Origin of the sequence: Blastococcus aurantiacus (assembly GCF_900102425.1) — a bacterium.
GTDB classification, from domain to species: domain Bacteria; phylum Actinomycetota; class Actinomycetes; order Mycobacteriales; family Geodermatophilaceae; genus Blastococcus; species Blastococcus aurantiacus.
The window spans coordinates 550,218-562,097 of record NZ_FNBT01000001.1 but is presented as its reverse complement, the minus strand read 5'-3'; the positions used below and the strand labels follow the sequence as shown (position 1 = coordinate 562,097).

Annotated in this window: 11 protein-coding genes; 8 read left to right on the top strand and 3 right to left on the bottom strand. The window is 74.6% G+C overall.

The window, feature by feature from the left end:
* Positions 1–70: 70 nt before the first annotated feature.
* On the bottom strand, positions 71–4,081 hold the full coding sequence (locus BLS70_RS02625) for a hypothetical protein (RefSeq protein ID WP_091763919.1): 4,011 nt from the start codon (positions 4,079–4,081) through the stop codon (positions 71–73).
* 156 nt (positions 4,082–4,237) lie between these two features.
* On the opposite strand from BLS70_RS02625, the gene BLS70_RS02620 reads away from it, so the two are divergent.
* Both BLS70_RS02620 and BLS70_RS02615 read left to right on the top strand, forming a co-directional pair.
* On the top strand, positions 4,238–5,797 hold the full coding sequence (locus BLS70_RS02620; protein ID WP_091763918.1) for a class I adenylate-forming enzyme family protein: 1,560 nt from the start codon (positions 4,238–4,240) through the stop codon (positions 5,795–5,797).
* Between the two features lie 25 nt (positions 5,798–5,822).
* On the top strand, positions 5,823–6,704 hold the full coding sequence (locus BLS70_RS02615; RefSeq protein ID WP_091763917.1) for a PHP domain-containing protein: 882 nt from the start codon (positions 5,823–5,825) through the stop codon (positions 6,702–6,704).
* 1 nt (position 6,705) lies between these two features.
* On the opposite strand, the gene BLS70_RS02610 is transcribed toward BLS70_RS02615, so the two are convergent.
* Positions 6,706–7,131 carry a DUF1810 domain-containing protein gene (locus BLS70_RS02610; RefSeq protein ID WP_091764205.1) on the bottom strand — a complete coding sequence of 142 codons (426 nt, stop codon included), beginning with the start codon at positions 7,129–7,131 and terminating at the stop codon, positions 6,706–6,708.
* A gap of 50 nt (positions 7,132–7,181) precedes the next feature.
* Between BLS70_RS02610 and BLS70_RS02605 the strand changes: the two genes are divergently transcribed.
* A complete protein-coding gene (locus BLS70_RS02605; RefSeq protein ID WP_091763916.1) occupies positions 7,182–7,379 on the top strand; it encodes a hypothetical protein in 198 nt (65 codons plus the stop codon).
* 39 nt (positions 7,380–7,418) lie between these two features.
* The gene (locus BLS70_RS02600; RefSeq protein ID WP_255362185.1) at positions 7,419–8,000 is read left to right on the top strand and encodes a TIGR03086 family metal-binding protein; all 582 of its coding nucleotides are present in this window, start codon (positions 7,419–7,421) and stop codon (positions 7,998–8,000) included.
* Positions 8,001–8,003: 3 nt separating this feature from the next.
* On the opposite strand, the gene BLS70_RS02595 is transcribed toward BLS70_RS02600, so the two are convergent.
* Positions 8,004–8,762, bottom strand: a complete 759-nt coding sequence (locus BLS70_RS02595; protein WP_176946249.1) for a hypothetical protein — start codon at positions 8,760–8,762, stop codon at positions 8,004–8,006.
* A 200-nt stretch (positions 8,763–8,962) separates the two neighbouring features.
* On the opposite strand from BLS70_RS02595, the gene BLS70_RS02590 reads away from it, so the two are divergent.
* The 4 genes from BLS70_RS02590 (at position 8,963) to BLS70_RS02575 (ending at position 11,803) form a co-directional block, all read left to right on the top strand.
* Positions 8,963–10,348 (top strand): DUF4407 domain-containing protein, encoded by a 1,386-nt coding sequence (locus tag BLS70_RS02590; protein ID WP_255362184.1) that lies wholly within the window; start codon positions 8,963–8,965, stop codon positions 10,346–10,348.
* A 68-nt stretch (positions 10,349–10,416) separates the two neighbouring features.
* On the top strand, positions 10,417–10,647 hold the full coding sequence (locus BLS70_RS02585; RefSeq protein ID WP_091763912.1) for a hypothetical protein: 231 nt from the start codon (positions 10,417–10,419) through the stop codon (positions 10,645–10,647).
* Between the two features lie 121 nt (positions 10,648–10,768).
* Positions 10,769–11,206 carry a hypothetical protein gene (locus BLS70_RS02580; protein ID WP_091763911.1) on the top strand — a complete coding sequence of 146 codons (438 nt, stop codon included), beginning with the start codon at positions 10,769–10,771 and terminating at the stop codon, positions 11,204–11,206.
* Positions 11,207–11,272: 66 nt separating this feature from the next.
* Complete coding sequence (locus BLS70_RS02575) at positions 11,273–11,803, top strand: NUDIX hydrolase family protein (RefSeq protein WP_091763910.1); 531 nt, start codon at positions 11,273–11,275, stop codon at positions 11,801–11,803.
* Positions 11,804–11,880: the final 77 nt, after the last annotated feature.

Sequence of the window (11,880 nt, the reverse complement as noted above, 5' to 3'; positions counted from 1 at the left end):
GCGCGCAGGCGCCCGCGGAGCACCCTGCGACCCGTGCGGGGCGACGACGGACCACCGCCCCCCCGACCCGTCAGAAGCGCACGACCACCTTCCCGCGCTGGAAGGTCTGGACCACCTGCCGGCCGGTCGTCGTCGCGGCCCGCGTCGGGTACCCGAGGGCGCTCCGCTCCCAGCCCTGGGCGGCCCACCGGTCGCGGACGGCGCCGGTGACCGCGTGCGCTCCGGTCTTCGGCGACCAGTAGATGGAGCCCTTGGCGAAGTGCTGGCCGCAGCCGCGGTCGCGCAGTCCGCAGAAGGCGTCGGTGACGGGGTAGCCGAGGGCACCGCGTTCCCGGCCCTGCGCCGTCCACCGGTCGCGGATGGCCCCGGAGAGGATGTGGGCGCCGGTCCTGGACGACCAGTAGATCGAGCCCTTGGCGAAGTGCTGGCCGCAGCCGCCGTCGCGCAGTCCGCAGAAGGCGTCGGTGGTGGGGTAGCCGAGGGGGCCCCGTTCCCAGCCCTGGGTGGCCCAACTGCTCACCATCGCGCCGGTGACGGCGCGGGCGCCGGTCTTCGGCGACCAGTAGATGGAGCCCTTGGCGAAGTGCTGGCCGCAGCCGCCGTCGCGCAGTCCGCAGAAGGCGTCGGTGGTGGGGTAGCCGAGGGGGCCCCGTTCCCAGCCCTGGGTGGCCCAACTGCTCACCATCGCGCCGGTGACGGCGCGGGCGCCGGTCTTCGGCGACCAGTAGATGGAGCCCTTGGCGAAGTGCTGGCCGCAGCCGCCGTCGCGCAGTCCGCAGAAGGCGTCGGTGACGGGGTAGCCGAGGGCGCCCCGCTCCCGGCCGTGCTTGGTCCACCGGTCGCGGATGGTGCCGGAGACGATGTGGGTGCCGGTGGACGGCGAGAAGTACACCGAGCCCTTGGTGAAGTGCTGGGCGCAGCCGCGGTCCTTCAGGCCGCACACCTCGTTGCCCGCGGCGTAGCCCAGCGGGCCGCGTGCGCCTCCGCTCATCTCCCAGGTCCACCCGATGGGCCCGGTGACGGCGCGGGCGCCGGTGGCGGCGGACCAGCTGACGACGGCTCCCGAAGCGAACCGCTGCTGGCAACCGCCGCCGGGCAGGCCGCACTCGGGCATGTCGGCCGGGTAGCCCCACGGGCCGCGCTCGGAGCCGCGCTGCACCCAGGCGGTGCGGATGGCGCCGTACAGGGCCTGGGTGCCGTGGTCGCTGCTGTAGACGGAGCCGCGCTGGAAGTGCTGGCCGCAGCCGCGGTCCCGCAGGCCGCAGAATCGGTCGCCCGTCGGATAGCCGAGTCGGCCGGCGGCGCCGCCGGTCGACTCCCAGGCCCAGTGGGCGTCCGGGGTCAGCGCGTGCGCGCCGCCGGCCGCCGACCAGACGACCCGCTGACCGCTCTGGAACTCCTGGACGCAGCCGCCGCCGGGCAGGGTGCAGACCGGTCCGGACGACGGGTAACCCAGCGCGCCGTTCTCCGACCCGCGCGCGGCCCAGTACCTGCCGATGGCGTCGTCCAGGACGACCTGGGCGTCGCCGTAGCGGGCACGGAGGAGGGTGCCGTCCTCGAAGGCCTGGCGGCAGCCACCACCCGGGGCGCACGTCGCATCGCCGGCGGGGTAGCCCAGCGGCCCCGCGCCCGCCCCCGTCGCCGACCACGCACCGGCGAAGCCCGTCCAGGTGTCGCCCACCCAGTCGGACAGGGTGCGCGCGCCCGTCGCGCGGCTCCAGGTGACCGTGCGGTTGTCCACGAAGCGCTGCCAGCACCCGCCGGCGTCGCACTGGGCGTCGGCGCGGGGGTAGCCGAACGGCCCGCTCTCGGCGCCTGCGGCCAGCCAGAGGTCGGTGATCGGTCCCGGCGCCATGACCGTGGTGCCGTACCAGGAGTCGTAGATCGTCCCGCGCTCGAACGCCTGCTTGCAGCCACCGGACGGGAGGCCGCAGACGGCGTCGGCGGTCGGGTACCCGAGAGCACCGCCCTGGCCGTCGCCGGCCAGCCACCGGTCGGTGATCGCCGTCGTGTTCCGCCACGCGTTCGGGTCGGTGGACACCATGTGCGCGCCGGTCGCGGCCGTCCAGTACAGGGCGCCGTGCTCGAAGCTCTGGGTGCAGCCACCGCCGCTGAGGCCGCAGGTCGCATCGGTCGCCGGAGCGCCGAGCACCCCGTCGGCACCCCCGCGAGCCGCCCACGCGGCGTCGAACGGCGGGGCGACGGCGTAGGTCCCGGTCGAGCCCGTGACGATGCGGCCGCCCTGGAAGGTCTGCTCGCAGGTGGTGCCCCAGTAGTCGCACCGGGTGTCGGTGGTCGGGTAGCCGAGGACGCCGTCGACGCCACCGCCGGCGGTCCACCGGGTCGCGATCGCCGCGGCCGAGACGTGGTGTGCTCCCGTGCCCGGCGACCAGAAGATCGAGCCACCGGCGAAGGACTGGGAGCAGCCGCCGCCGGTCAGGCCACAGGTCTGCCCGGCGACGGCCAGGCCGAGCGGCCCGTTGATCGCGCCGGACGCCTCGTACGCGGCCTGGATCGGCGTCCTGGCCGGAGCGGCGGCGGTCGTCCGGGTGGCGATCCACAGCGTGGCTGCCGAGGCGGTGACGTCCTGCACGGTGACGGTGAAGTTCCCGCCGCCGAAACTCACGCCCGTACCGATCGGGAACGCGAAGTGGCGGTCGTAGCTGTCGCCCGCGGACGGCGTGGGGTCCAGGAGGACCGACGTGGCTCCGCCGGTGGACGTGCGGTGCAGCAGCACGCCGGGCTGCAGGCCGTACGGCGCGGCGCTGTTGCGCCCGCGGTCGGCCAGGTAGGCGTCGGCGCCGGACGGGGTGCGGTACTCGAGCCAGTAGACGGCACCGCCCGCGTCGGTCAGCTTGATGCCGCGGACGCCTGCGCTGCCGGAGTTGGGGGCCAGCGTGTACGCGCCGCCGGTGCCGGAGGACGCGAGGGTCTGCTGACGGGGAGCCGGCAGTAGACCGATGCGTGCCGCCTGCACGACGTTGAGGCTGCCGTCGTGCCAGTTGCCCATGACGTCGTAGACGTCGCCGTACTCCACGGTCGAGCAGGTGCCGGTCTCGACCGCGCCCGCGCACGCCGTGCTGGCGGAGTGGCCGAGACCGAAGTTGTGACCCAGCTCGTGCTCCGAGACCAGGGGGCTGAGGCCCTTGACCCAGAGCCTCCCGCCCGTGGTCGGAGCCGCGCCCAGGCTCCCCATCCCGGCGACGCTGCCGCAGCCGGGGGTGTTCGTGGAGAGGTACGTGAAGAGGTGCTTGCCCGCACCGGGGCTCCAGCCGGCCGCGGCGGCGGCGTCGGCCCACAGGCCGGACGCATCGGTGCACGGCTTGGTGGAGGTGACCCAGTCACGGGAGGCGGCCACGGCGATCCGGACCGTGCCGCCGCTCTCGGTCGCCCACCAGGGCGCCACCTGGTCGGTCACGTGTGCGACCACCTGCGCAACGGTGGTCGAGTCCGGCGTGGCCCCCGCGGGCGCGACCAGGACGACGGTGAGCGTGTTGGTGGGCGTTCCCGCCGCGGCCCCGTCCCCACCGGACGGCCGGGCGGGCGGCTCGGGTGCCGGGGCCACCACGGCGACGTCGAGCACCTCGTGCGTGGGCGGCGTCCCGGCGGGGGTGCCCGGCTCCACCGGCTCCTCGGTGCCCAGGGTGACCTCGACGGTGGCCAGCAGCGGGACATCGGCGACGTCGGCGGAGTCCACGCGCACGGCCTCGCCGCCGCCCGTCTCGATCCAGGTCTCGGTCTCCTCCCTCCCGTGGTCCCCGTTGCCGTGGTCCAGCGCTCCGGGGTCGCCGCTCCCGTGATCCCCGATCTCGTCGACGTAGACGCGGACGAGGGTGCCGGTGACGGTGTCGCCGGACTCGACGGGCTCCTCGGCCGGAGCCGGAGCCGGAGTCGGCTGCGGGGCCGGAGTGGGCTCGCTGCCCGGCTCCGGCGGGGCGGGCTCGGCGGTCGGGGTGGTCACCGGTGCCGGCGCCGTGGGCGCTGCCTGGGCGGTGGCCGGTGCGCCGGAGACCACCGCGAGGGCGACGACGGCGGTGGCCAGCACGCGCGAGGCGCCACGCAGACGGACGGATTGCGACACGGACGACTCCAGGGCAGGACGAAGGACCTCTCGTCATGCCGTCGGCACGGACCCACCGGTACCGGATTCCGCGGGCTCCGATTCACCCGATGGGAGGGGAGGGCCGCACACCCGGCGGGTCGGCCCCGTGGATGCCCGGCGAGGGGACGGCGCAGAATGCCGGGAGCGGGCGCCACGCGGGTGCCGGGAGTGGGGGAGCACGTGCGCGAGGTCGGGGAGAGCCCGTTCGACACCAGCGGCGTCGAGGTCGGGCCGGACGGCATCCGTCGCTACACGGCAGTCTCGGGCACCGTCGTGGACATGCTGCGCTCCACCGTCGAGCGGCACCCGGAGCGGACGGCGGTCGTCGAGCTCGGCGGCCCGTCCGCGACGTACGCCGAGCTGTGGGAGCGCGCGCTGCGGGTGGCCGGTGGGCTGCGCGACGCCGGGGTCCGGCCGGGGGACCGGGTCGCGATCCGCCTGGGCAACGGCCTGGACTGGGTGCTGTCGTTCTGGGGCGGGCACCTCGCCGGCGCGATCGTCGTCCCGATGAACACCCGGCTGGCCGAGCCCGAGGTCGAGTACATCCTCGCCGACTGCGGCGCCGCCTACGTCGTCCTCCCCGACACGCCGCTGCCCGACGGCGAGCCGGGCGAGGTGCCGGAGCGGGAGCACCGCGACGTCGCCGCGCTGTTCTACACGTCGGGCACGACCGGCCGCCCCAAGGGCGCGATGGTCACCCACGAGAACTTCCTGTCGTCGGTGGAGAGCGTCATCCGCTGCCGGACCATGGAGCGCGGGCCGGAGCACATCTCGCTGATCTCGGTGCCGCTGTTCCACGTCACCGGCTGCTGCTCGCAGTTCATGACGCAGTGCTCCCTGGGCGGGGTGTCGGTGGTGATGCCGGCGTTCACGCCGGCGGCGTTCCTCGCCGCGATCGAGCAGTACCGGGTCTCGCTGATCACCAGCGTGCCCACCATCTACGAGCTGGCCCTGCGGCACCCGGACTTCGCGACGACGGACGTCTCGTCGGTGCGCACGCTGAGCTACGGCGGGGCGCCGATGGCGCCGGAGCTGGTGCGCCGGCTGCAGGCCGCCTTCCCGCACGCGCGGCTGGGCAACGGCTTCGGCCTGTCGGAGACCTCGGCGCTCGCCACGTTCCTGCCGCACGAGTACGCCGTGGAGCACGCCGAGTCGGTCGGCTTCCCGACGCCGGTGTGCGACGTGCGCCTCGACCGGCCCGATCCCGTGAGCGGGGTGGGGGAGCTGCTGGTGCGCGGGCCGAACGTGGTGGCCGGCTACTGGGGCGACCCGGCGCGGACGGCGGAGACCTTCGTCGACGGCTGGCTGCACACCGGCGACGTCGCCGCGATCACCGACGGCATGGTGCGGATCGTCGACCGCGCCAAGGACATGATCAACCGCGGCGGCGAGAACGTGTACTCCGTCGAGGTGGAGAACGTGCTGGCGGAGCACCCGGACGTGCTCGAGGTGGCCGTCGTCGGGGTCGCGGACCCGGTGATGGGGGAGAAGGTGGGCGCCGTCGTCCTGCCGCGGGAAGGTGCGGAGGACCTGGTGCCCTCGCTCATCGCCTTCGCCCGCGAGCGGCTGGCCGACTACAAGGTGCCGCAGTTCGTGCGGGTCATCGAGGACGGCCTGCCGCGCAACGCCGGCGGCAAGGTGCTGAAGACGACGCTGCGCGACGCCGAGGGCTGGGTCGCCGTTCCCCGCCACTGACCGGGGCGGGTGGAACCATGTCGCCGTGGTGCTCCCGCAGGACGGTCACGTGCACAGCCAGTTCTCCTGGGACGCCATCGCGGGCGGCGACATGCACGCCACCTGTGCCCGCGCGGTGGCGATCGGGCTGAGGTCGCTGGCCTTCACCGAGCACGTCGACCTGACGCCTTGGGCCCTGCACGGTCGGGACCTGCCGGCGCACTACACCGGCCGCGTCGACGAGCACGGCCGGTTCCTGGCCCAGCCGCTGGCGATCGCCGCCTACCTCGAGGAGGTCGACCGCTGCCGCCGGGCGTTCCCGGCCCTGCGGATCCTGTCCGGGGTGGAGCTGAGCGAGCCCCACCGGCATCCCGGCGCCGTGCCGGGTCTGCTGGCGGCCGCCGGCCTGGCCGGCACCGGTGGCCTCGACCGGGTCATCGGCTCGGTGCACGCGCTGGACGACGTCCCCACCGGCGGCCGGCACACCGACGCTGCCGGCTTCGTCGAGGTCGTCGACGGCTACCTCCAGCGCGCCCCCGTGGACGTCGTGGTCGCCTACCTCGAGGAGGTCACCGCGCTGGCCGGATCCGACGCCGACTTCGCCGTCCTGGGGCACATCGACTACCCGCTGCGCTCCTGGCCGGAGGCGGCCGGGCCGGTCCCGTGGCCGGCGCTGGAGGAGGCCTTCCGGGTCGCGCTGGGAGCCCTGGCGTCCTCCGGGCGGGCACTGGAGGTCAACACCCGCCTGCCGCTGAGCCCCCGTGTGGTGACCTGGTGGCACGAGGCCGGCGGACAGGCGGTGGTCTTCGGCAGTGACGCGCACCGCCCGGACGACCTGGCGCACGACTTCGTCGAGACCGCCGCCATGGTGCAGGCGCACGGCTTCCGGCCGGGCGCCGTCCCCCACGAGTTCTGGGGTCGGGCCTGAGCTAGCGCGGGAGCCGGCTGGTCGTGGCGTCGTCCTCGGTGCCGTCGAAGTACCGGTCGAGGACGGCGCGGAAGAGCGGCTCGCCCGGGTCGGTGCGCGCGAACAGCGTCATCGAGGAGCGCAGCTTCTGCGCGTCGATCGATCCCAGGACGGCGACGGCGTCGGAGCCCGGCAGGTCCACCAGCGCCCGCGCGCACTCGAGCAGTCGGGGCCCGAGCACCGGGTGGGCCAGGTAGGCGCGCGCCTCGTCCAGGCCGCTGATCGCGAAGTGCTGGGCGGTCGCGCTGCGTCCGAGCCCGGCGAGCTGCGGGAGGACGAACCACATCCAGTGGCTGCGCTTGGCACCGGCGCGCAGCTCCGCGAGCGCGGTCCCGTAGGTGTCGCGCTGCGCATCGACGAACCGTTGCAGGTCGAAGGGGTCGCTCATGACCGGCCACGCTGCCACGCGGACGGGGGCCGGGCAGGGAGACTCGGGCCATGACCGTGTGCGACGCCCAGGACTGCCCCCGCCGCGCCACGCAGGTGGGCGTGGCCGAGCTCCCGATCAGGCCGCTCGAGCTGCGGCTGTGCGACGAGCACGTCGAGGCCCTGCGCGCCGGCAAGGTGCGTGGGCTGAGCCAGGGAACCGGGTGGCGGAACGACGGCGCCCGCCCCCAGGTGTCGTTCTCCGACTAGCGGCCGATGAGGAGCCGGCGGCTGCCCGGTCCTAGCTGCGTGGAGACGACGACGTTCGACCTGGCACCCGCGGCGGAGGAGCTCCGGCGGGTGCTGGCCGGGGTGCGCGACGCGCAGCTGTGCGACCCGACGCCCTGCGAGGCGACCGCGGTGGCCGGGCTGCTCGACCACGTGCTCGGGCTGACCCTGGCGTTCCGGATGGCTGCGGAGAAGGTGGTGCCCGGCGGAGCCCCCCAGGCGGATGCCGCCGCACTTCCCGCGGACTGGCGCGCCCGGCTCCCGGCGCAGCTGGACGACCTGGTCGAGGCCTGGCGGAAGCCGGACGCGTGGGAGGGCACGGCCGAGGCCGGGGGAGTGGAGATGCCCGCACCCGTCATGGCCGTCGTGGCGCTCGACGAGCTCGTGGTGCACGGCTGGGACCTCGCCGTCGCCACCGGCCAGGAGTACCGGCCCGACGAGGAGTCGGTGCGGCGCTGCCTGGAGTTCGCCGAGTCGGTCGGGGACGACCCGGAGGCGCGGGCCGGGCTCTACGGCCCCGTCGTCCCGGTGCCCGACGACGCCCCGGTGCTGGACCGGCTGCTCGGGCAGACCGGGCGCGACCCGGCGTGGACGGCGCGCTGAGGGTCAGGCCCGTCCCGTCCGTCGCTCGGTCAGTACCGGTGCACGCCCGGCCGCGACAGCGTGCTGGAAGCGCAGGGTGGCGGACAACCACAGCAGCACGTCGTGCAGTCGCAGCCGGGTGAGACCGACGCCCTCGGCGCGGACCGCGGCCTCGAGCTCCGCGAAGGCGTCGGCGGAGTTCAGCAGTTCGCGGTGCACCACGGCCGCCACCCCGCTGTCGCCCTCCCGGCTGTGGGGGAGCAGCGCCCATCGGGTGGTGGTGTGCAGCAGCGGGAAGAGCTCGGGGTGCCGGTGGTGCAGGGCGGCGGCGACGTGCCAGCGGCTCGCCCCGGCGGAGGCGCACAGCTCGCCGATCTCGCGGAGCAGGGCGCCGACGGTGCCGGGTTCGGCGAGGACGGAGAACTCGTCCTCGGGCAGCTCCCAGAACGCCCGCCCGGCGGCCTGCGCGACGACGTCGTCGGCCAGTGACTGGACGGCGGGCAGCGCGGCGGCCATCGCCGTCCACTCCTCGCGGCCGAGGCGGCCGTGCAGCCCCTCGGCGGTGAGGATGTCGGCCTCGCCGAGCGGAGCGTCGGGAACCGGCCGCCGGTCGAACCGCTCGTAGCCGAACGCCGGCACCTCGGCCCACCGGCCGGTGCGGACGTTGGGCGCCCGGTAGTACAGCGGCCGCCGCGCGGCGGCGTACCCCAGGACGGCGGCGACCGCGGCGTCGGCCGGGATCGGCTCGGGCCCGGCGCTGGGCAGATGCAGCGGTTCGGACACCTCGGGGTCCCCCTCCCGGTCGATCCCAGCATGCCCCGGTCGCCCGGGCATGGGGCGGTTGAGGCGCGGCTCACGGTCCCGACCTGCCCGGACGGTCCGCTCGGCGGCCGAGTCCGCCGATAGATGCAGGGAAGGTGGCGGAGCTCCTCGATCCCGCCACCCGAGGGGGCTGCTGCGGGATGGCACGACGACGTGCACGGTTGGGCGACGGACTGGCGGTGCTGTCCGGCGCCCGGCCCGACGTGCTGGAGGCGGTACCGGGTGCCCGGGCGAAGTTCGTCGCCCTGGGCGGGGTGCTGCTGTCCACCGGTGGGCTCGCGGTGCTGTCCGCCGCGTTCGCCGTGCACATGGCCCTCGGCGTCTGGTGGCCGTTCGCGCTGCTGCTCGGCGTCGGCTGGGGCTTCGTGATCGTGAACCTCGACCGCATGCTGCTGGTCGGGATGGCGCACGACTCCTCGCTCAAGCGCAACCTGCTCATGGCCGTGCCCCGCGTCGGGCTGGCCCTGGTGCTGGGCATCGTGATCTCCACGCCGCTGACGCTGCAGATCTTCCACAAGGAGATCGACACGCAGGTCGTCGCGCTGCAGGCCGAGGCCTCGGACGAGTTCAACCGGAACCTGGACGACGACGCGCGCTTCGCCGGCCTGCCCGAGCTGCGCGAGAAGGTCGCCACCGAGCAGGCCGTCGTCGCCAGTGGTGGCAGCTCGGCCGCGGACCTCGCGCCGTTGCAGGGCGAGCTCGCGGCCGCGCAGGCGGCGTACGACTCCGCACTCGCGACCCAGCGAGAGCTGTCGGCGCGGGCCCAGTGCGAGCTGGACGGCACCTGCGGCACCGGGGACGCCGGCACGGGGGAGGCATACCTGCAGGCGCGGGCCGCGGCCGACGCGCACGCCGCCGTCGTCGACACCGCGAAGGACGAGCTGGACGCCGCGACCGCCGCGATCACCGCCGGCGCCTCGCGCAGCATGCAGCAGGCGACCGCCGACCTGGAGACCGACAAGGCCGAGCTCGCCCGGCTGGCCGAGCAGCAGACGGCGCTGCAGGCGGCCTTCGACGAGACCAACGCCGACAACACCGGCATCCTCATCCGGCTCCAGGCGCTGTCGGCGCTCAGCGACTCCAACGCCACGATGGCGATCGCGCACTACATGCTCGCGCTGCTGTTCATCTGCGTGGAGCTGCTGCCGGTGCTGATGAAGATGCTGCTCAACTTCGGGCCGCGCAGCACCTACGACCGGCTCTCCGACCTGCGCGACGACGGCGACCTCGAGGTCGAGCAGTTGCAGCAGTCGGCGCGGGTGGAGGTCGAGCAGGCGGTGCAGGACCTGCTGGTGCTCGCGGAGAAGGAGCGCGTGGACAAGCAGAAGGAGCAGGTGCTGGCCCGTCGCCGTGCGCGGCTGGCGGCGGCCGTGGCCGCGCGGGAGTCCGGCGAGATCCCGGCGCCGCGCACCGAGTCGTCGGTGGAGGACACCGGACGGCGCATGTGGGACACCGGCCCGATCATCGGGCTGGCCCGCGAGGCGGCGTCCCGGACCGTGCGGACGATGCGCCGCCGTCCCGATGCCCGCGAGGTCGAGACCGTCTGACGGACGGTCACGTTTCGGACGCACTGAGTACTGGTCCGGCGCGGCGTCGACCTCTAGGTTCCGCGCCCATGGAGATCGAGCCGGTTGCCCGGAGGTCCGCGGCGATCCCGTTCCAGCGGACCGGCGCCACGGCGGAGCTCGCCGAGGCCCGGGCGCAGCTGCGCGCGCTGGCACCGCCCCACCGGCTGGACGACGTGCAGGCCGAGGTGCGCCGCCTCCAGGCGTACGAGGGGCTGGCCCCGCTGACCGCCGTGCAGGCGGTGCTCGCCAAGCTGGCCGCGGGGTGGCGGCCCGCCTGAGCCATGTGGCGAGGGCGACACGCTGTGCGTCTGCTGGGCAATCGGCGTGCAATGCGGCAAACGGCGGTTCCGCATGACAAGGTGCTCGCTCCGATACCGCACGACGTGAGGCCTGCACCCCATGAGCACCGACGACAGCCAGCCGACCGGCGCCGCTCCCGCCGTGACCCAGACGGTGCCCGGCGACCCAGGCGCTCCCTATTTCGGCGGCTCCTCCGCGCCGGCGGGGGACCCGCTGCCAGACTCCGACAACGAGTCCGAGCCCGGCTGGTTCGAGCGGAACGCCACCCTGGTCATCAGCGTCTCGGTGGCCGTCATCGCCGTCGCGGCCGCGCTGGTCACGCTGTTCTTCTACCGGGAGTCGGTGGACGAGCAGAACGCCGACACCGAGGATGCGGTGACCGACTTCATCGAGGAGCAGGGCCAGGAGGTGGAGAGCGTCCGGTGCGACGAGGGCTCGTGCTCGGCGATCGTCGAGGGCGCCGCCTACTCCGTCCTGGTCCACGAGGACGAGGACGGCGACCGGACCTTCGGCGTCTCTGCCTACGCCGGCAACTGACCCTCCGGGCGACGCGCGGCCGCCCCGTGCGCGGTGCGAGCGCGCGTCGTCGGCTAGACAGGGCACATGACTGAGGTGACGAACTCGGACGCGGGCTGGCTCTCCCGGGAGGACATGGACCTCGCCCGCGAGCGGCTGCCGATCCTCTACGTCGACGTCGTGCCCGTGCGCGTGGACGACCAGGGCACGGTCGTGGCCGTCGGCCTGCTGCTGCGGGCCGGCGAGGACGGGCAGATCAAGCGGGCCCTGGTGTCCGGGCGAGTGCTGTACCACGAGCGGATCCGCGCGGCCCTGCTCCGGCACATCGAGAAGGACCTCGGACCGCTGGCGCTGCCGCGGGTGCCACCTGCGCCGCAGCCGTTCACCGTGGCCGAGTACTTCCCGACTCCCGGGGTCACGCCGTTCCACGACTCACGGCAGCACGCCGTGTCGCTGGCCTACGTCGTGCCGGTCGAGGGCGACTGCGCCCCGCAGCAGGACGCTCTGGAGCTCACCTGGGTCACGCCCCTGGAGGCGCGGGACCCGGCCGTGCTGGCCGAGCTGATGAACGGGCAGAGCACCCTGCTGCTGCAGGCGCTGGCGCACCTCGGCGTCTGATGCTCTGATTCCCCGGGGCCGCCGTTCCCGGTGGCGTCCGTGAGTGATCCCACGCCGCCGATCTTGCGGTTCGTGGC

Bases quoted from the DNA above. Each gene is read 5' to 3' on its own strand.
- BLS70_RS02575 (WP_091763910.1), top strand. From the start codon at position 11,273: ATGACTGAGGTGACGAACTCGGACGCGGGCTGGCTCTCCCGGGAGGAC.
- BLS70_RS02605 (WP_091763916.1), top strand. From the start codon at position 7,182: ATGACCGTGTGCGACGCCCAGGACTGCCCCCGCCGCGCCACGCAGGTG.
- BLS70_RS02580 (WP_091763911.1), top strand. From the start codon at position 10,769: ATGAGCACCGACGACAGCCAGCCGACCGGCGCCGCTCCCGCCGTGACC.
- BLS70_RS02620 (WP_091763918.1), top strand. From the start codon at position 4,238: ATGCCGGGAGCGGGCGCCACGCGGGTGCCGGGAGTGGGGGAGCACGTG.
- BLS70_RS02610 (WP_091764205.1), bottom strand. From the start codon at position 7,131: ATGAGCGACCCCTTCGACCTGCAACGGTTCGTCGATGCGCAGCGCGAC.
- BLS70_RS02585 (WP_091763912.1), top strand. From the start codon at position 10,417: ATGGAGATCGAGCCGGTTGCCCGGAGGTCCGCGGCGATCCCGTTCCAG.